The organism is Micromonospora sp. NPDC047738 (assembly GCF_040642675.1).
Lineage (GTDB): Bacteria > Actinomycetota > Actinomycetes > Mycobacteriales > Micromonosporaceae > Micromonospora.
Genome location: NZ_JBEYSO010000007.1, coordinates 20702 through 39303 on the forward strand (window position 1 = coordinate 20702; position 18602 = coordinate 39303).

The 18602-nt window shown below is 72.6% G+C and carries 18 protein-coding genes and 1 pseudogene; 10 read left to right on the plus strand and 9 right to left on the minus strand.

The window, feature by feature from the left end:
* Positions 1-31: 31 nt before the first annotated feature.
* Complete coding sequence (locus ABZ783_RS13545) at positions 32-877, minus strand: SDR family oxidoreductase (protein ID WP_357437227.1); 846 nt, start codon at positions 875-877, stop codon at positions 32-34.
* A 125-nt stretch (positions 878-1002) separates the two neighbouring features.
* Between ABZ783_RS13545 and ABZ783_RS13550 the strand changes: the two genes are divergently transcribed.
* Positions 1003-1356 carry a helix-turn-helix domain-containing protein gene (locus ABZ783_RS13550; protein WP_357437230.1) on the plus strand — a complete coding sequence of 118 codons (354 nt, stop codon included), beginning with the start codon at positions 1003-1005 and terminating at the stop codon, positions 1354-1356.
* Positions 1357-1483: 127 nt separating this feature from the next.
* Positions 1484-3265 (plus strand): adenylyl cyclase, encoded by a 1782-nt coding sequence (locus ABZ783_RS13555; RefSeq protein WP_357437232.1) that lies wholly within the window; start codon positions 1484-1486, stop codon positions 3263-3265.
* 257 nt (positions 3266-3522) lie between these two features.
* Here ABZ783_RS13555 and ABZ783_RS13560 read toward each other — a convergent pair whose 3' ends face one another.
* Positions 3523-4116, minus strand: coding sequence for an ATP-dependent Clp protease proteolytic subunit (locus tag ABZ783_RS13560; RefSeq protein WP_357437234.1), 594 nt, complete (start codon positions 4114-4116; stop codon positions 3523-3525).
* Positions 4117-4252: 136 nt separating this feature from the next.
* Positions 4253-4837, minus strand: a complete 585-nt coding sequence (locus ABZ783_RS13565; RefSeq protein ID WP_357437235.1) for a helix-turn-helix transcriptional regulator — start codon at positions 4835-4837, stop codon at positions 4253-4255.
* Positions 4838-4877: 40 nt separating this feature from the next.
* Between ABZ783_RS13565 and ABZ783_RS13570 the strand changes: the two genes are divergently transcribed.
* From ABZ783_RS13570 to ABZ783_RS13580, 3 genes are all read left to right on the plus strand, one after another.
* Positions 4878-5000 (plus strand): hypothetical protein, encoded by a 123-nt coding sequence (locus tag ABZ783_RS13570; RefSeq protein WP_357437236.1) that lies wholly within the window; start codon positions 4878-4880, stop codon positions 4998-5000.
* Entirely contained in the window at positions 4997-6013 is a 1017-nt protein-coding gene (locus ABZ783_RS13575) for a potassium channel family protein (protein ID WP_073840066.1), read from the plus strand. Before ABZ783_RS13570 ends, ABZ783_RS13575 begins: the two co-directional genes overlap by 4 nt.
* Before the next feature lie 374 nt (positions 6014-6387).
* On the plus strand, positions 6388-8148 hold the full coding sequence (locus ABZ783_RS13580) for a trypsin-like serine protease (protein ID WP_357437237.1): 1761 nt from the start codon (positions 6388-6390) through the stop codon (positions 8146-8148).
* A 74-nt stretch (positions 8149-8222) separates the two neighbouring features.
* Here the strand turns inward: ABZ783_RS13580 and ABZ783_RS13585 are convergent, their stop codons facing one another.
* From ABZ783_RS13585 to ABZ783_RS13595, 3 genes are all read right to left on the minus strand, one after another.
* Positions 8223-9257, minus strand: coding sequence for a 2-oxoacid:ferredoxin oxidoreductase subunit beta (locus ABZ783_RS13585; protein WP_357437238.1), 1035 nt, complete (start codon positions 9255-9257; stop codon positions 8223-8225).
* On the minus strand, positions 9250-11097 hold the full coding sequence (locus ABZ783_RS13590) for a 2-oxoacid:acceptor oxidoreductase subunit alpha (RefSeq protein ID WP_357437240.1): 1848 nt from the start codon (positions 11095-11097) through the stop codon (positions 9250-9252). Before ABZ783_RS13590 ends, ABZ783_RS13585 begins: the two co-directional genes overlap by 8 nt.
* 250 nt (positions 11098-11347) lie before the next feature.
* Entirely contained in the window at positions 11348-12760 is a 1413-nt protein-coding gene (locus ABZ783_RS13595; RefSeq protein WP_357437242.1) for a hypothetical protein, read from the minus strand.
* Between the two features lie 120 nt (positions 12761-12880).
* Here ABZ783_RS13595 and ndhC point away from each other — a divergent pair, with 120 nt between their 5' ends.
* Complete coding sequence (gene ndhC / locus ABZ783_RS13600) at positions 12881-13258, plus strand: NADH-quinone oxidoreductase subunit A (RefSeq protein WP_357437244.1); 378 nt, start codon at positions 12881-12883, stop codon at positions 13256-13258.
* A 6-nt stretch (positions 13259-13264) separates the two neighbouring features.
* Here ndhC and folP read toward each other — a convergent pair whose 3' ends face one another.
* Positions 13265-14134: a dihydropteroate synthase gene (gene folP, locus ABZ783_RS13605; RefSeq protein WP_357437245.1), complete on the minus strand. Its 870-nt coding sequence runs from the start codon at positions 14132-14134 to the stop codon at positions 13265-13267.
* 161 nt (positions 14135-14295) lie between these two features.
* On the opposite strand from folP, the pseudogene ABZ783_RS13610 reads away from it, so the two are divergent.
* From ABZ783_RS13610 to ABZ783_RS13625, 4 genes and pseudogenes are all read left to right on the plus strand, one after another.
* Positions 14296-14664: pseudogene (locus ABZ783_RS13610) on the plus strand (DivIVA domain-containing protein); the annotation flags it as partial.
* A 386-nt stretch (positions 14665-15050) separates the two neighbouring features.
* Complete coding sequence (locus tag ABZ783_RS13615; protein ID WP_357437248.1) at positions 15051-15545, plus strand: SRPBCC family protein; 495 nt, start codon at positions 15051-15053, stop codon at positions 15543-15545.
* A gap of 55 nt (positions 15546-15600) precedes the next feature.
* On the plus strand, positions 15601-16185 hold the full coding sequence (locus ABZ783_RS13620) for a DNA-3-methyladenine glycosylase I (RefSeq protein WP_357437251.1): 585 nt from the start codon (positions 15601-15603) through the stop codon (positions 16183-16185).
* A gap of 63 nt (positions 16186-16248) precedes the next feature.
* A complete protein-coding gene (locus ABZ783_RS13625; protein ID WP_357437253.1) occupies positions 16249-16869 on the plus strand; it encodes a hypothetical protein in 621 nt (206 codons plus the stop codon).
* A 38-nt stretch (positions 16870-16907) separates the two neighbouring features.
* On the opposite strand, the gene ABZ783_RS13630 is transcribed toward ABZ783_RS13625, so the two are convergent.
* Together ABZ783_RS13630 and ABZ783_RS13635 are read right to left on the minus strand one after the other, a co-directional pair.
* A complete protein-coding gene (locus ABZ783_RS13630; RefSeq protein ID WP_357437256.1) occupies positions 16908-17699 on the minus strand; it encodes an enoyl-CoA hydratase-related protein in 792 nt (263 codons plus the stop codon).
* A gap of 3 nt (positions 17700-17702) precedes the next feature.
* Positions 17703-18521 carry a PaaX family transcriptional regulator C-terminal domain-containing protein gene (locus tag ABZ783_RS13635; RefSeq protein WP_357437258.1) on the minus strand — a complete coding sequence of 273 codons (819 nt, stop codon included), beginning with the start codon at positions 18519-18521 and terminating at the stop codon, positions 17703-17705.
* Between the last annotated feature and the right edge of the window lie 81 nt (positions 18522-18602).

Here is an 18602-nt window from a genome sequence, read left to right on the forward strand (position 1 = left end):
GCGCGTGCTGAGGCCCCGCTGCCCGGGCGGCTCAGAGTGCCGCGCGGATCGCCTCGGCGAGCGTGGTCGGCGTGCGGCCGAGCAGCTTCGCCAGGTCGTCACCGACCTCCAGGTCGCCCTGGGCGAGACCGCGGTCGCCGTCGGCGAGCACGGCCGCGTAACCCTCCGGCAGACCGGCCGCGACCAGCAGTTCGGTGAGCTTGTCGACCGGCAGGTCGAGGTACGACACGCTGTTGCCGCTCTGCCGGGAAATCTCGGCGGCCAGCTCGGTCATGGTGAACGGCGAGCCACCCAGCTCGTACACCCGGTTGGTGTGCCCCTCGGTGGTGAGGACGACGGCGGCGGCCTCGGCGTAGTCGGCGCGGGTGGCGGCGCTGACCCGGCCGTCGTTCGCCGCGCCGGCGACCCCGTGCTGGAGGTACGTGGGGAGCTGCCCCGTGTAGTTCTCCAGGTACCAGCTGTTGCGCAGGAAGACGTGGGGCAGGCCGGAGTCCAGGATCAGCTGCTCGGTCGCCTTGTGCTCGGCGGCGAGCACCAGGCTGGAGGTGTCCGCCCTGGCGATGCTGGTGTAGACGACCAGCCCGACGCCCGCGGCCTTGGCGGCGGTGATCACGTTGCCGTGCTGCACCACGCGCCGGCCGACCTCGCTGCCGGAGACGAACATCAGCTTCTCCGCCCCGGCGAAGGCGGCCTGCAACGACTCGGCGTCGTCGTAGTCCACCCGCTGGGTGACCAGGCCGCGCCCGGCGAGGCCGGCCAGCCGGTCGACGTCGCGGCCGGCCGCCACGATCTGGTCAGCCGGTACGCCCCGGTCGAGCAGCGAGGCGACGATCAGGCGGCCGAGGTGGCCGGTGGCGCCGGTGACGACGATGGACATGGGAACTCCCTGCGGTCGGTGCTGAGAACACTGTCTTCGCACAGCAACGGGAACATCGCAGCCTTACTTCCCGTTGGAGAGTAGGCACCTTCAAGTTCGATACGCACCGAAAGAGAGTGAAGCCCGTGCAGGCGGACCCGTTCAACCGGAACTGCGGCAGCCGGAAGGTCCTCGACCGGATCGGCGACCGGTGGAGCGTGCTGATCGTGCTCACCCTCGCCGGCGGCGAGAAGCGCTACGGCGAACTGGCCGAGCGGATCGACGGGATCAGCCAGAAGATGCTCACCCAGACCCTGCGCGGGCTGGAACGCGACGGCATCGTCACCCGTGCCGTGCAGGCCAGCGTGCCGCCCCGGGTCGACTACGCGCTCACCGACCTCGGTCGCAGCCTGCTCGACCTGGTCGCCGGCCTGGAGGCGTGGGTCACCACCCACCTCGACGAGGTGGAGGCCGCCCGGGCCCGCTACGACGCCCGCTGACGGTTCCGGAACCGGCGCACCCTGGCGTCATCGGCGTCGATGCGGTAGGAACAGGGCGTCCCGGCCCAGAGAGCGCTCTCACAGCTTCCGCGGCCGATCCCAACCCCACCACCGACAGGGTAGGCAGATGAGACCACTCGACCCCTCCCGCCGCCGTTTCCTCACCCTGACCGCCGCCTCGGCCGTGTCCCTCACCGGCCTCGCGCTCCCCGCGCTCCCGGCCGCCGCCGCTCCCGGCCGTCCCGAGGACGCCGAGCCGGACCTCGGCCCCAACGTCTTCGTGTACGACCCGACCACCCCGACCGAGGAGATCCAGTCCACCCTGGATCGTCTCTTCGCCGCACAGGAACGCAACGAGATGGGCGCCGACCGGTACGCCGTGCTGTTCAAGCCCGGCCGGTACGAGGTCAACGCGAAGCTCGGCTACTACACCACCGTCGCCGGACTCGGCGCCCACCCCGACGACGTGGAGATCCACGGCGCGGTACGGGTGATAGGGCAGCCCGACCCGAACTCGCCGGCCGGCATCTCCGCCCTCACCAACTTCTGGCGCTCGGTGGAGAACCTCGCCGTGACCCCGACCGACTGGTCGAACCAGTGGGCGGTCTCCCAGGCGTCCCCGATGCGCCGGGTGCACATCAAGGGCATCCTCTGGCTGGAGCCGGGCAACGGCGGTTACTCCAGCGGCGGCTACATCGCCGACTCCAAGGTGGACGGCATCACCATCAACGGTTCCCAGCAGCAGTGGCTGACCCGGGACAGCGAACTCGGCGGCGACTGGACCAACGGGGTCTGGAACCAGGTCTTCTCCGGCGTGCTCGGCGCGCCCGCGCAGGGCTTCCCGAACCCGCCGTACACCACCCTGCCGACCAGCCCGGTCACCCGGGAGAAGCCCTACCTCTTCGTCGACGGCGCGGGCCGCTGGCGGGTGGCCGTACCCGGGCTCCGGCACGACACCGCCGGCACCAGCTGGGGCGCGGCCGTACCCTCGTTGCCGCTGTCCGCCTTCTTCGTCGCCAAGCCCACCGACTCCGCGCAGCGGATCAACCAGGAGCTGTCCCGGGGTCGACACCTGCTGCTCACTCCGGGCGTCTACCACCTCGACCGGGCCCTGCGGGTCAAGCACCCGGACACCGTCGTGCTCGGCCTCGGCATGCCCAGCCTCGCCCCGACCACCGGCGACGCGGCCCTGCGCATCGAGGACGTGGACGGGGTACGCATCGCGGGGGTACTGGTCGACGCCGGGCCGGTCGAGTCGGAGGTGCTGGTCGAGGTCGGCAAGCGGAACAGCCACCGGTCGCACGCGACCAACCCGATCTCGCTCCAGGACGTCTTCTTCCGGATCGGCGGACCCTCAGCCGGCCGGGCGGCCACCAGCCTGGTGGTGAACAGCCGGCACACCCTGATCGACAACATCTGGGCCTGGCGCGGCGACCACGGCAAGCCGGGCACCATCGGCTGGACCGTCAACACCGCCGGCACCGGGGTGGTGATCAACGGCGACGACGTGACCGCGTACGGGCTCTTCGTCGAGCACTACCAGCGGTGGCAGACCGTCTGGAACGGTGAGCGCGGCCGGACCGTGTTCTACCAGAGCGAGTTGCCGTACGACCCGCCGAGCCAGGCCGCCTGGCACAGCCCGACCGGGCGGGGCTGGGCGTCGTACCAGGTCGCCGACCACGTCCGCACGCACGAGGCGTGGGGGCTGGGGGTCTACTCCTACTTCAACCAGGGCGTCGACATCCGCTGTGACCGGGCGATCGAGGCGCCGCGCCGGGCCGGTGTGCGGTTCCACAACGCGATCACCGTCTTCCTCGACGGCAGCGGCGGCATCGAACGCACCATCAACGAGGCCGGCACGCCGGTCGTCGGCTCGTACGGCACCAGCCCGGTGATCAGCTACCCGTGAGACGGGGCGCGGGCGCGGCGCGCCGGTGAGGTAACAAAAATTCACCGGAAGGCGCTGCGCCCGCTCCACCGTGCACAGGCGTCGTCCCGACCATAGGCTCCGGTGCATATCGAGCCTTCGCGGCCACCACCCGCGACCGGTGTCGGACGCGATCGAGGGGGCGGGTCCGGCACCGGCCGTCGCCGATGCCCGCGCACGTTCCGGGCGATCTGCGCCACGCGCGCCCGGCCGGTCGCCCCCGTGCCGACCGGCGGCGGTCAGGCGGCGAGCTGCTCGGCTCGGGCGACGACCTGGTCGATGAGGCCGTACTCGCGGGCCTCCTCGGCGGTGAACCAGCGGTCCCGGTCCCAGTCGCGCTGGATCTCCGGCAGCGGGCGCCCGCTGTGCCGGCCGATCAGCTCCTGCATGGTCCGCTTCACGTGCAGCATGTTCTCCGCCTGGATGCTGATGTCGGCGACCGTGCCACCGAACCCGCCGGACGGCTGGTGCATCATGATCCGCGAGTGGGGAAGGGCGAACCGCTTGCCGGCCGTCCCGGCGCAGAGCAGGAACTGCCCCATCGAGCCGGCCATCCCGAGCGCCAGCGTCGCCACGTCGTTCTTGACGTACTGCATCGTGTCGTAGACGGCCATCCCGGCGCTGACCGAGCCGCCCGGCGAGTTGATGTAGAGGAAGATGTCCCGCTCCGGATCCTCGGCCGCGAGCAGCAGGATCTGCGCGCAGATCTGGTTGGCCGAGGCGTCGGTGACCTCGGTGCCGAGGAAGATGATGCGTTCGGCGAGCAGCCGCTCGAAGACCCGATCGCCGAGGGACGGCTGCCCCTCGTCCAGCATCCAGATGCCGTACCCCATGACCTGACCACCCTCCGTGCCACCGGCGGGCGACGGGCCGCCCGGGAACCGGCGGTCTCCAGCGTCCGGCGGACGGTGGCCCCGGGCCCAGGGTTTCTGCCCGCGGCAGATCCGCCGTGGGCAGAACCGGCGGGCCCTAGGCCGCGGCCAGTCGCCGCCGGCCCGCCCGGGCCCGCCGTCTGGCCAGCGTGGCCGAGGGACGCGGGCGACGCCGCGCGTCGGTCGGCGCGGGGAACAGCCAGATCCGGGTGCCGGACCCGACGGTCGTCGGCGCCGGGTAACCGAGGCTCGCGCCGACGAGCGGGAACGCGGCCTCCGGCAGCCGCAGCGACCCGCCGAGCAGCGGCGCCGGCAGGGCGGGACGCCGGGCGACGTGCAGCCGGGGCGCACCACCCACCCGCACGTGCGGACCGGTGCGGGGGCCGTGTGCCGCCGGCACCCGGTCCAGCCGGGCCAGGGCCACCCCCGACGTCACCGGCGTCCGCCGCTCGACCTGCCGCAGCTCGTCGCGGGCCTCCTCGAGCAGGTCGGAGAGGTGGATCCCGAGGGCCCGGCAGATGGCGGCCAACACCTCCGAGGACGCCTCCTTGCGGCCGCGCTCCACCTCCGAGAGGTACGGCAGCGACACCCCGGCCGCCTGGGCCACCTCGCGCAGCGTCCGGCCCTGCCGCAGCCGTACCCGGCGGAGCACCCCGCCGATCACCCGTCGCAGCAACGACATGCGGGCCTCCTCGCGGTCGTCGTCCCGGGACGTCCCCATCATGCCCCGTCCGACGGCCGGGCACGTCATGCGGGCGCGGACCGCGACCCGGGAGGCCGGAGCCCGCCGCAACGGCTATCTTGTGCTCGTGCAGGTGACCGTGGCGGAGCAGGACCGCCAGTGATCCATTTTCCCGCGCAACGGCGGGGGCCGCTGAGCGCGCTCAGTCTGCGCCTGCTCGCCGCCCTGGCCCTGGTCTGCGCCGTGGTGGCCGCGGTCTGGCTCGATCGCGACGGCTACCGCGACGTCAACGAGGACGGGATGACCCTCCTCGACTGCTTCTACTACGCGGTGGTCTCGCTCTCCACCACCGGCTACGGCGACATCACCCCGGCCAGCCCCTCGGCGCGGCTGGTCAACGTCGTGTTCGTCACCCCGGCCCGGGTGCTGTTCCTGATCATCCTGGTCGGCACCACCCTGGAAGTCCTGACCGAGCAGTACCGGACCGGCCGTCGCCTGTCGCGATGGAGGAGGACCGTGAAGGATCACGTCATCATCTGCGGCTACGGCACCAAGGGCCGGAGCGCGGTCTCCGCACTGCTGGAGAACGGGACGGACAAGTCCCGGATCGTGGTGGTGGAGCGGAGCGGTGCCGCGCTGCGGCAGGCCACCTCGGCCGGGCTGGTCGCCATCGAGGGTTCGGCGACCCGGTCGGCGGTGCTGGAGCAGGCGCACATCCGGACCGCCCGCGCGGTGATCATCGCGACCGACAGTGACGACGCCTCGGTGCTGGTGGCGCTGACCGTGCGGCAGCTCACCGCCGGCCAGGTCCGGATCATCGCGGCGGTACGCGAGGCGGAGAACGCCCCGCTGCTCAAGCAGAGTGGCGCGCACCACGTGATCGTCTCCTCGGCGACCGCCGGCCGGCTGCTCGGCCTCTCCACCTCCGCCCCGCCGCTGATCGACGTGGTGGAGGACCTGCTCACCCCGGGGCAGGGCATGGCGCTGGCGATGCGCTCGGCGGAGCGCGACGAGGTGGGCAGGTCGCCGCGCGAACTGGACTCCCTGGTGATCGCCCTGGTCCGGCGGGGCCGGGTGGTGACGCTCACCGACCGGGCCGGTGCGGAGATCGAGACCGGCGACATGGTCGTGTACGTCCGCGACGACCGCCCCCAGGCGACGGCCGCCGCACCCTGATCCGGTTGCCGTCGGGCGCGTTCGGGTGCCGGGCGAGGTGGTCGGGTGCCGCGATATGCCGGACCAAGGGTCGGTCGGACATTCACGATCAACCACTTGGATGTTTATCTTTCGGCGCGGACTTGTTAGCGTGTGGCCGCTTGGAACTGCCAACGGGCGCGGCAACCGGTCGGTCGCCGGCGCCATTAGCTTGGCCCGGGCACGGGGGATTCACTGTCACGCGAGCGTATGGAGCTCGTGTGTCTCGTTCTCAGCCTCCGCTGGGTGCCGCGTCGCGACGGCAGTTTCGAGTGCCTCGGTAACCAAACGACGGGAAAACTATGGCTCAAGAGGCAGAAAACGCAGGAACCCGACGGCGACGGGCGGCCGGAATTGTGGCCGGCATCGCTCTCGGCGGTGCGGCGATCGTCGCGCCGGGAACGGTCGTCCAGGCCGCCCCGGCGGGCGGCGCGTACGACGTGGGGAGCACCGCCCAGGCCGAACGGCCGACGAAGCTGCCGCACTTCCGGGAGGGGAACTTCACCCCGCCCGCCCCGGGCGCGTACGGCCCCCGGTTCCAGTCGAAGGGCACTGGCGCGACTCCGCGGATCGTCGGCGGCACCACCGTCAGCGCGGCTGACTACCCCTACATCGTGGGGGTCGTCACCTACCTCGAAGGGGGCGGCTACGGCTGGTGCACCGGCACGATCATCGCCCGCAACAAGGTGCTGACGGCGGCGCACTGCACCGCTGATGGAGCGGGCACCACCCGGGTCATCGCCGGGCACGACCAGCTCCTCGACGCCAACGGCAAGATCATCACCACCGCCGGCTACGTCGCGGAGGTCGGTTCCACCTGGACCCACCAGAACTGGAACATCGCCGCGCAGTACAACGGCAGCAACATCATCCTCGACGATGTCTCCGTCCTCACGCTCAAGAAGGACCTGCCGGTCGAGTACACGCCGGTCACCTTCAGCGCGCAGGGCGAGACGGCGTACGCGCCCGGCAACACGGCGGACATCGTCGGGTACGGCGTCACGACGTCGGACCCGAACGTCAGGGGTGACACCCGGCTGCGCAAGGCGTCGGTGCCGATCCAGACCGACAGCTACTGTGCCACCGACGCCAACCGGGCCGGCATCGGGTACGACGCCAACCGGATGCTCTGCGCCGGGAACGGCACGCCCGCCGCGCCGTCCGCCGACACCTGCGGCGGAGACTCCGGCGGCCCGCTGCTGGTGAACAACAAGCAGGTCGGCCTCACCGACTGGGGCTACGGCAACTGCGGTGAGCACCCGGGCTTCTACGAGGAGCTGGGCTACTACTCCAACGCGATCAAGGCGGACTACACCCGCCCGCCGCTGGTCAACGCCGACTGGACCGGCGACGGCCACACCGACCTGATCGGCCGGGACACGGCCGGCAACCTGCGGCTCTTCCTGGGTAGCGGGTTCTTCAACGACGGGTACGGCGGCATCTGGTCGAGCCGGATCATCGGCAGCGGTTGGGGCAGCTTCAAGCGCGTCTTCCGGGTCTACAACTGGAACGGCGACAACAAGCCGTCGATCATGGCGGTGAACACGGCCAACGAGCTGTGGATCTACAACACCGACGGCGCCGGCAATTTCCTCGGCAGCCCCAAGCTGATCGGCACCGGCTGGGGCGGCTTCACCGCCCTGATGGTGACGAACAACTGGCTGGGCAACAACCGCCCGAGCTTGATGGTCCGCAACTCCAAGGGCGAGCTCATCCGCTACACCAGCAACGGCCAGGGCGGCTGGGACAACCCGAAGGGCACCCTGATCGGCACCGGCTGGAACACGTTCAACCTGTTCCTCACCCCGGGCGCCTGGAAGGGTGACGGCCTGGAGGTGCTGATCGGCCGCACCAGCGTCGGCGAGCTGAAGCTGTACCAGTCGAACGGCACGGGTGGCTGGACCAACCCGAAGGGCACGCTCATCGGCACCGGCTGGGGCGGGTTCAAGAACATCCTCACGCCGGGTGACTGGAACGGCGACAACATGGTGGACATGCTGGGCGTCGACGGCACCAACAGCATGCGCATTTACACCACCGACGGGCACGGCAAGTGGATCGACGGCCGCGGCCAGGTGATCGCCACCGGCTGGGGCTCCTACAACCTGGTCTTCTGACCGGGATCGCTACACAGCTCAACGAAAGGGCCCGCGACCGGTGGTCGCGGGCCCTTTCCTTGTCTCGGCGGACGCTAGCTGATCGTCCAGGTGTCACCGCTGGCGAGGAGCCCGGCGAGCTGCTGCTCCGGCGTCTCGTCGACGGTGGCCTTCGCCGTGGCGACCTGCTCCTGCACCACGCTGTCGTACGCCGGCCGGGTCACCGAGCGGAACACGCCGATCGGGGTGTTGCGCAGGTCCGCCCCCGGCAGCCGGGACAGCGCGAAGGCGTACGCGGGGTCGGTGACGCCCGCGTCGTGCACCACGATCTCCTCGGCCGGGGTGGCCGCGGTGTCGCGGACCTCCAGGCCGAAGCCGCCCGGCGGGTGGACGACGCAGAACTGCCCGTCCTTGCCGAACGTGATCGGCTGGCCGTGCTCCAGCCGGATCAGGTAGTCGTCCCGGGTGGCCGGCTCCTTGAGCTGGTCGAACGCGCCGTCGTTGAAGATGTTGCAGTTCTGGTAGATCTCCACGAACGCGGAGCCCTGGTGCTCGGCGGCGGCCCGCAGCACCGACTGGAGGTGCTTGCGGTCGGAGTCGATGGTCCGGGCGACGAAGGTGGCCTCCGCGCCGAGCGCCAGCGACAGCGGGTTGAACGGGGCGTCCGCCGAGCCGACCGGGGTCGACTTGGTGATCTTGCCGACCTCGGAGGTCGGCGAGTACTGCCCCTTGGTCAGGCCGTAGATCCGGTTGTTGAAGAGCAGGATCTTGAGGTTGACGTTGCGGCGCAGCGCGTGGATCAGGTGGTTGCCGCCGATGGAGAGCGCGTCGCCGTCACCGGTGACCACCCAGACCGACAGGTCCGGCCGGGTCACCGACAGGCCGGTGGCGATCGCCGGGGCGCGGCCGTGGATCGAGTGCATCCCGTAGGTGTTCATGTAGTACGGGAAGCGGGACGAGCAGCCGATGCCCGAGATGAAGACGATGTTCTCCCGGGGGATGTTCAGCTCCGGCATGAAGCCCTGCACGGCCGCCAGGATGGCGTAGTCGCCGCAGCCGGGGCACCAGCGCACCTCCTGGTCGGACTTGAAGTCCTTGGCGGTGAGCTTGAGGGCGATGGGCTCAGACATTCTTCAGGACCTCTTCCAGCATCGTCTCCAGCTCGGCGGCGGTGAACGGCAGGCCGCGGACCTGGTTGTAGCCGATCGCGTCGACCAGGTACTTCGCCCGGATCACGTGGGCGAGCTGGCCGAGGTTCATCTCGGGGATGACCACCCGGTCGTACGCGTGCAGCACCTCGCCCAGGTTGGCCGGCATCGGGGCCAGGTGGCGCAGGTGCGCCTGGGCGATGGAGAGCCCGCGCTGCCGCAGGCCACGGCAGGCCGCCCCGATCGGGCCGTACGTCGAGCCCCAGCCGAGCACCAGCACCCGGGCGTCGCCGTCCGGGTCCTCCACCTCGACGTCCGGCACCGGGATCGTCTCGATCCGCGCCGCCCGGGTCCGCACCATGAAGTCGTGGTTCGCCGGGTCGTACGAGATGTCGCCGGTCTTGTCGGCCTTCTCCAGGCCGCCGATCCGGTGCTCCAGCCCGGGGGTGCCTGGGACGGCCCACGGCCGGGCCAGGGTCTCCGGGTCCCGCAGGTACGGCAGGAACGTGGTGCCGTCCTCGCCGTTGGGCCGGCTGGCGAAGTCGACCCGGAGATCGGGCAGGCTCGCCACGTCCGGCAGCAGCCACGGCTCGGAGCCGTTGGCGACGTAGTTGTCGGAGAGCAGGATCACCGGAGTGCGGTAGGTCAGCGCGATCCGCGCCGCCTCCAGGGCGGCGTAGAAGCAGTCCGCCGGGGACTTCGGTGCGATCACCGCTACCGGGGCCTCGCCGTGCCGGCCGTAGAGCGCCATGTTGAGGTCGGCCTGCTCGGTCTTGGTCGGCATGCCGGTGGACGGCCCGGCGCGTTGCACGTCGACGATCACCAGCGGCAGCTCCAGCGCCACGGCCAGGGAGATGGTCTCGCCCTTCAGCGCCACGCCCGGGCCGCTGGTGGTGGTGACCCCGAGCGACCCGCCGTACGACGCACCCAGCGCCGCGCCGACCGCGGCGATCTCGTCCTCGGCCTGCATGGTGATCACGCCGAACCGCTTGTGCTTGCTCAGCTCGTGCAGGATGTCCGAGGCCGGGGTGATCGGGTACGCCCCGAGGAAGACGGGCAGCCCGGAGCGGACGCCGGCGGCCACCAGGCCCAGCGACAGCGCGGCGTTGCCGGTGATGTTCCGGTAGGTGCCCGGCACCATGCTGGCCGGCTTGACCTCGTACCGGACGGAGAAGTCCTCGGTGGTCTCGCCGAAGTTCCAGCCGGCCCGGAAGGCGGCCACGTTCGCCGCGACCAGCTCGGGGCGGGCCGCGAACTTGCGCTCCAGGAAGCGCAGCGTCGAGTCGTACGGGCGGGAGTACATCCAGCTCAGCAGGCCGAGCGCGAACATGTTCTTGGCCCGCTCGGCGTCCTTCTTGGACACCTCGTGCGCGGCCAGCGCGCCGACCGTCATCGAGGTCAGCGCGACCGGGTGCACCACGTAGCCGGAGAGCGAGCCGTCCTCCAGCGGGTTGGTCGTGTAGCCCACCTTGGCCAGGTTGCGCTTCGTGAACTCGTCGGTGTTGACGATGATGTCCGCGCCGCGCGGCAGCTCGGCCAGGTTGGCCTTGAGGGCGGCCGGGTTCATCGCCACCAGCACGTTCGGCGCGTCGCCCGGGGTCAGGATGTCGTAGTCGGCGAAGTGCACCTGGAAGCTCGACACGCCCGGCAGGGTGCCGGCGGGGGCCCGGATCTCGGCCGGGAAGTTGGGCAACGTGGAGATGTCGTTGCCCAGCTGGGCCGTCTCCGAGGTGAACCGGTCACCGGTGAGCTGCATGCCGTCGCCGGAGTCGCCGGCGAACCGGATGACCACCCGGTCCAGTTGACGGATCTGCTTGGTCACGCCCGCACCTCGCTTCGCTCAGCGCCGTCACACGGGCGGCTGAACATGATGGTGACCCCGCCTTGCCCGGCCACGTGCCCTCCTTGACGCGCTGCTATCGCGAGCCGTCCGTGCCCGGTTCGGCCCGCTCCATTTCTCACGTCAGAGCCTACGTCGGTCCGTTAGGGCCACCTTGGTGGAGGTCCGACGTGTGGGACCTGCTCGGCCGGCTGTATGCCCGGCTTTGCGGCATTAGTACCGTCACCGTAACTCAGATCACCGCACGCCTGGAGTGGTCCGGCGGATCACTCCGGGTGGCGGCTGCCGCGGCTGGGCCGCCGCTCGTCCGGCGGCGCAGCGAGGCGGTCGCCAGGACCAGCGCGAGCACCACCACGAGTCCGGAGGCGGCGATCAGGACGACGGCCGTCCGCACCGGGCTGGCGTCGTCCCCGCCCCCGGCCCGTCCCGCGTGATCCAACTCGCCCTGCGAGCCGCGCGTATCGACGACCGGGCTGGCCGGCGCGGCGGCGGAGGTGATCCGGAAGCTCATCTGCACCTGCCGGTCCCGCCCGCTGCGGGGCTCCAGCCGACCGGCGACCGCGCCGGACAGCGGGGCCCGGCGCCGGGCCTCCGGCGTGGCCGCCACCGGCAGCCGCAGGGTGACCGTGCGTCCCGCCGGCACGGTGCCCAGGTCACACCGGGTGCGGCCGTGGGTCACGGCGGTGCAGCCGGTGGGCGGGCCGGCAGGGGTCACCCCGTCGGGGAGGACCACGTCGACCTGGCCGGCGGCGTCGACCCGGCCGGTGTTGCCCAGGCGTACCGCCAGGGTGGTCGGGCCGCCGCTGTCGTCGAGGAGCACCTCCTCGGCGCGGAGCGCGATGCCGGGCGCCGGCGGCCCGGGCGGGAACAGGACAGCGAAGCCCTCGTCGTCGGTGGCCGACCCCCTGACCCCGGGTGCGGTGGCGGTGACCCGGACCGAGCCGGCCAGCGGCATGGACCGCCAGGCGGTGCCGGCGACCCGGACCCGGATCGCGCTGCGGAACCGGGCGCCCGGCGGGGTGGTCCACTCGCCGCAGCGGTACCTGCCGCCCCCGGCGGGCGCGCAGCCCGCGGTCCCCACGTCGGTCAGGCCGGCCGGCAGCGTGTAGCCGAGCCGGATCCGTGCGGTGCTGCCGCCGGTGTTGGTCACGGTCACCCGCAGTGTGGTGACCGTGCGGTCGGCGTTCCAGTACGCCGAGGTCACCGTGACGTCCTCGGTGGTGACCCGTACCCCGAGCCGAGCACCGGCCGGCTGACCGGGCGGGGCGGCCGGCGGCGGCGCCGGTGCGGTGGTGGTCGGCGCAGTGGTGGTGGGCGGGGGTTTGCCCGGAGCGGTGCTGGTCGGAGCCGGCCCGGTGCTGGTCGGGGCCGGCGGCGTGGTCCCCGGGGGTGCGCTCTCGGTCGGCGGCGCCGTGGTCGGTGCCGGCTCGGTCGTGGTCGGTTCCCCGGTGGGGGCGCCGCTGCCGGGCTCGGTCGCCGGATCGGTGGCCGCGCGCACCACGCCGGCCGCCGTGGGCGACGCGGTGGCCCACCCGGGCGCCACGCCGAGCGCCGCCGCGAGGCCGGCGGCCAGCGCGGGCGGGAGCAGCACCGAGGTACGTCGGTGCACGGCCCGCCGGGTGGGCCGTACGCGGGGGCGGGTCATCTGTCCTCCGGTGAGGCTCGTTTCCGTTTTTCGGCCATGGTTGTCATCGGGCCTTGGCCCCAAAACGCAACAAACCTGCGTTCGGGGCCCGCTGGCGGGCGGAGCGGTAGGCTCCCGACCGTGACCGGTTATCTCGGCTCGTACGCCACCCTCGGTCTCCTGCTGCTCGCCGCCGTGCTCTTCTTCGTCACGGCGTTCTCAGCCAATCGGGTGTTACGTCCCAGCCGTCCGGCCGATCCCTGGGGGAAGCGGGCCAGCTACGAGTGCGGCCTCGACCCGGTCGGCGGCGACTGGGCGCAGATGCAGATCAGGTACTACGTCTACGCGTACCTGTACGTGCTCTTCGCGGTCGAGGCGGTCTTCCTCTTCCCCTGGGCGCTGGTCTTCGACCGGCCGGGGTTCGGCGCGACGACGGTGGTGGAGATGGCCGTCTTCGTCGCGGTGGTGGCGCTCGGCATCCTCTACGCCTGGCGGAAGAACATCCTCCGCTGGACGTGACTTCGCTCAGGCCAGGCCGCGGCGGGTCAGGGTCGGCGGCCGGTCCCCCTTGATCGAGGCGACCATGTCCAGCACCCGGCGGGTCTCGCGGACCTGGTGGGCGCGGAACACCCGGGCGCCGAGCCAGGCCGAGACGGCGGTGGCGGCCAGGGTGCCCTCCAGCCGGTCCGGCACCGGCAGGTCCAGCGTCTCGCCGATGAAGTCCTTGTTCGACAGGGCGACCAGCAGCGGCCACCCGGTGTCGGTGAGTTCGTCGAGCCGGCGGGTGATCTCCAGGGAGTGCCGGGTGTTCTTGCCGAAGTCGTGCGCCGGGTCGATCAGGATCCCGTCCGGGCGTACGCCGAGGGCCACCGCCCGGTCGGCGAGCCCGGTCACCGTGGCCACTACGTCGGCCACCACGTCGTCGAACGCGGCCCGGTGCGGCCGGGTCCGCGGGGTGAGCCTGCCGGCGTGCGAGCAGACCAGGCCGGCGCCGGTCTCCGCGGCGACCCGGGCCAGCGCCGGGTCCGCCCCCGACCAGGTGTCGTTGAGCAGGTCGGCGCCGGCCGCCACCGCCTCCACAGCCACCTCGGCCCGCCAGGTGTCGATCGAGATGACCACGTCGGGGAACGCGGCCCGGACGGCGGCGATGGTGTCCACCGTCCGGCGGATCTCCTCGGCCACGTCGACCTCGTCGCCCGGGCCGGCCTTCACCCCGCCGATGTCGATGATCCCGGCGCCCTCGGTCACCGCCCGTTCCACGGCCCGCAGCGCGCTGTCCTGCGCGAAGGTGGCACCCCGGTCGAAGAACGAGTCCGGGGTGCGGTTGACGATCGCCATCACCACCAGCTCGCCGGGGGAGAAGGTCCGCCCACCGAGCCGCAGCGCCCCGGTCATGCCCGCCTCCTGATCTCCGCCCCGGCCCCGGTCGTCCGCCGGACGCCCCCGACGCTATCCGGTCGGTCCCCGGCCGGCCCGCCCGGTACGCCGGGTTTTGAATCATGATCGGTGCGGGTGGAGGGCTCGCCCGATGCGCGCCCGCATGCCACGATCTCCCCATGGGTGACGTTCTGCTCCTCTTGGTCGTGGCGCTGACCGTCGCGGCGGTGGTGTTCGGGGTGACGGTGCTGGTCTCCGGGCGGGACCCGGGCCTGGTGCCCACCGAGCCGGACGGGTGGGCCGTGCCCCTGCCGGGCAGCCGCCCGCTGGACGAGTCGGACATCGCCGAGGTGCGCTTCGACACCGCGCTGCGTGGCTACCGGATGGCCCAGGTCGACCAGGCGATGCGCCGGGCCGCGTACGACATCGGCTACAAGTCCGAGTTGATCGGCGTGCTCGAGGCCGAGATCGCCGCGCTCCGGGCGGGGCGGACCGAGGAGGCCGACGTGCTGCGCCGGACCCGGGAGCAGGCCGCCGGCACGGAGCCGGCCGACAGCCCGACCGCCGGGAGCAGCCCCGCCGACGCCCCGGCCGACGGGGCCGGCGAGACCACCGGGACCTCCGCCGACGCGGCCGCCGACAGTTCGACGGACGCGCTGACCGCCGAGGCGGGGCTGGCCGCGGCACCGGCCGCCGCGGCCGTGGAGGACGAGGCGATGCTCCCCTCGGACACCCCGGCGCCCCCCGGCCCAGTAGCCCCGGTCGCGGCACCCGCCGACGAGGCAGCGACCGATCGGGCCGCCGCCGACCGGCCGCCGGCCGGCCCCACCTCCGCCCCGGCCGCCGGCACCCCGGCCGGTGGCCCCACCGGGGCGACCGCCCCGGTCCCCGACGGCGAGCGGGAGCGCGGCGCGGTGGTCCGCTCGGAGTCGGCGTGACCGGCCCGGAGGGCGAATCGCTCGGCGAGGCGGCCCAACCCGGTGCCGCCGAGGTCACCGCGACGGTGGTCGTCGACGCGCCGGCCGAGCGGGTCTTCGCCGCGCTGACCGCCTGGGAACGGCAGTCCGACTGGATCCCGCTCACCACGGTGCGGGTGGTGGAGGGCGACGGCGGCGAGGGGAGCCTGGTCGAGGCGGTCACCACGCTCGGCCCGGCGGTGCTGCGGGACGAGATGCGGGTGGTCCGGGTGGACGCCCCGTACGAGGTCGGCGTGGTTCACTGCGGCAAGCTGCTGCGCGGACCCGGGGTGCTGCGTTGCACCCCGGTGGAGCGGGACCGGACCCAGGTGGTCTGGCACGAGTGGTTCCACCTGCCCGGCGGGACCGCTGGCCGGGTGGCCTGGCCGGTGCTCTGGCCCGGCTCAAAATTCAGCCTCACCCAGGCGCTGAAGAAGTTCGCCCGGCTGGTCGAGCAGGGCCGGCTGCCCTGAGCCTGCGGGGGGCCGTCGTCGCTCGTTGTCGGTGGGTCGGCCTAGCCTTGACGCCGTGACTGACCTGGTGATCGGCGCCGACGGGCTGCACCGCTGCGCCTGGGGAGCGAGCACGCCGGACTACGCCGTCTACCACGACGGGGAGTGGGGCCGGCCGCTCCGTGGCGACGACGCGCTCTACGAGCGGCTGACCCTGGAGGCGTTCCAGTCCGGGCTGTCCTGGCTGACCATCCTGCGCAAGCGGCCGGCGTTCCGGCTCGCCTTCGACGAGTTCCGGATCGAGAAGGTCGCCGGCTACGGCGAGGCCGACGTGGCCCGGCTGCTGGCCGACGCCGGGATCGTCCGCAACCGGGCCAAGATCGAAGCCGCCGTCGCCAACGCCCGGGCCGCCCTGGAGCTGCCTGGCGGCCTGTCCGCGCTGCTCTGGTCCTACGCGCCGCCGCCCCGGCCGGCCCGGCCCCGGTCGTTCACCGAGGTGCCGGCGCTCACCCCGGAGTCGACCGCGCTGGCCAAGGCGCTCAAGAAGCAGGGCTTCCGCTTCGTCGGCCCCACCACCGCGTATGCGCTGATGCAGGCCACCGGCATGGTGGACGACCATCTCGCCGGCTGCCACGTCACCCTCGACGCGGTCGGGACGTGACGCCGGCGGCGCCCGGCGGACGTGCCGGGGCCAGCACCGTCCCGGCGTGATGGGATTGACGCCATGACCGACACCGAGCTCCGTACGAGCGGGACGACCGAGAGCACCGCGTCCGGCGCCTGGGCGGTGCTGCTGCCCGCCGAGCGGTACGAGGCCGAGCGGCTGGTGCACCACGACACCCTGGAGCTCACCGGGCTGGACGGCGTCGCCCGGCCCCGGCCCGGTGACCCAGTCGCCGTGCTGGTCGACGAGCCGCTGCGGCTGGTGGCGCTCGGCCGGGTCGCCCTGGCCACCGCGGAGACCCGGGAGGACCCGGACGACCCGCAGTCCGAGGCCGGCCCGGGGGAGCTCGTCGTGACGTACACCCGGCGGGTGCTCGACGAGCCGGTGCCGGTGGCCGACGTGGCCCTCGACGGGCCGGTGACCGGGCTGGACCTGGCGGCCTGGGGGCAGCTGGCCGCCTTGCTCGGCCCGCCGCCCGCCCGGCGGTCCTGGCTGGTCAGCCTCGACCTGCCGATCGAGGCGGCCTCGCCCGCCGAGGCGGTCCGGCTCTTCTGGTCGTACGTGCAGGAACTGGGCCCCCGCGAGCTGCCCGCCTTCGTCTCGCCGACCGGCGACGAGCTGGCCATGCAGGCGTACGTGCTCGGCGTGGCGGCCAACCAGGATCCCGAAGAGGACGACTGACCGTCGCCAGGGCGGCGCGCGGGGAAGCCCCGGTGGGGTCAGTGGCCTGCGAAGGTGGGCTTCTGCTTGTTGACGAACGCCAGGGTGGCCGCCTTGTGGTCGGCGGTGGCGCCGCAGATCGACTGCGCCTGCGCCTCGGCCGCGAGGGCGTCGGCGAGGGTGCCGGCGTCGGCGATGGAGAGCTGGCGCTTGATCGCCCCGTACGCGACGGTCGGGCCGGCGGCGAGCCGGGTGGCCAGCTCCTGCGCGGCCGGCAGCACCTGCTCGTCGTCGTCCACCAGGCGGGTGAGCAGGCCCAGCCGGCCCGCCTCCTCGGCGCCCACCGGCTCGGCGAGCATCAGCAACTCGACGGCCTTGGCGTGTCCGACGAGCCGGGGCAGCGTCCAGGAGGCGCCGGTGTCGGCGGCGAGCCCGACTCCGGCGAAGGCCATCAGGAACTTCGTCTTCGGCCCGCCGATCCGGAAGTCGGCGAGGAATGCCAGCGAGGCGCCGGCCCCGGCGGCCATGCCCCGGACCGCGGCGACCACCGGCTTGGGCAGGTTGGCCAGCCGGGCGGCGATCGGGTTGTAGTGGGCCCGCACGGTGGCCAGTTGGTCGGTGTCGGCGGATTCGAGGGTCTGCACGTGCTCCCGCAGGTCCTGCCCGGCGCTGAACGAGCCGCCCGCCCCGGCCAGCACGACCGCCCGGCAGGACCGGTCGGTCTCCAGCTCGGCGAGGGTGTCGCGGAGCGCCTCCTTGAGCGACACGTCCAGCGAGTTCATCGCGTTCGGGCGGTTCAGCGTCAGGGTGACGACGGCGTCGGTGCGGTCGACGAGCAGCGGCTCGGTCACGTTCTAACGACCCTTCTGTCGGGCGAGGCGGTTGCTGGCGTCGAGGCAGTGCTCGACGTACCGGTCGGCGGCCGGCCGGAGCCGGGCCGCGTGCCGGTCGAAGAAACCGGCCGCGTTGGTGCCCGGCCAGCGCTCGGGAAGCAGCGCCGGGGGCAGCTGCGGATCCCGGAAGAGGAAGGTACGCCACGCGTGCACGAGCCGGAACCGGGCCGCGTACGCCTCCTCGTCGCTGCTGCGCACGGTGACGCCGGACAGCAGGGGTTTCTGCTCCGCCACGAACCGCTCGTACGCCCGGCCGATCTCGGCCAGGTCCCAGGCCCGGCGGACCACCCCCATCGCGCCGGGGTTGCCGGCGGCGTGGGCGGCGGTGAACCGCTCGTAGTGCACGCCCGCCTCGGCGAGCAGGACGTCGACGTCCTCACCGGGGCGGGTCGCCACCCAGGTGCAGTCGTCGAGGGTGCCGTAGCCGAGGAAGGTCAGGTTGGCGGCGAGCCGTTGCCGGTCCCGCCGGGACGTCGGCGCCTCCAGCACCAGCATGTCGAACCGCCCGTCCCAGCTGTGCCGGCCGGTGCGGTAGATCCGGGAGGCCGCCTCGTCGAGTCGCCGGGCCGCTTTCGGCGTGATCGCATAACCGGGTCCGGTGGCGAGCCGGAGCGGTTCGAGCCAGCCCTGGCGGACCATCCGGGAGACCGCGGTGCGGACGGCCGGAGGGGCGATCCCGAGCGGCGCCAGCAGCTTGACCAGGGCGGCGACCGGTGCGCGCCCACCCCTCGCCCGGAGGTGGTCGCCGTACAGGTCGAAGAGTGCCGACCGTGCCTGCATGACCGCACATTGTGACAGGCCTATCCAAGATAAGCTAGATGCTGTTACATCAATGCTGCTTCGGTTTGGGTCCGGCGGTGT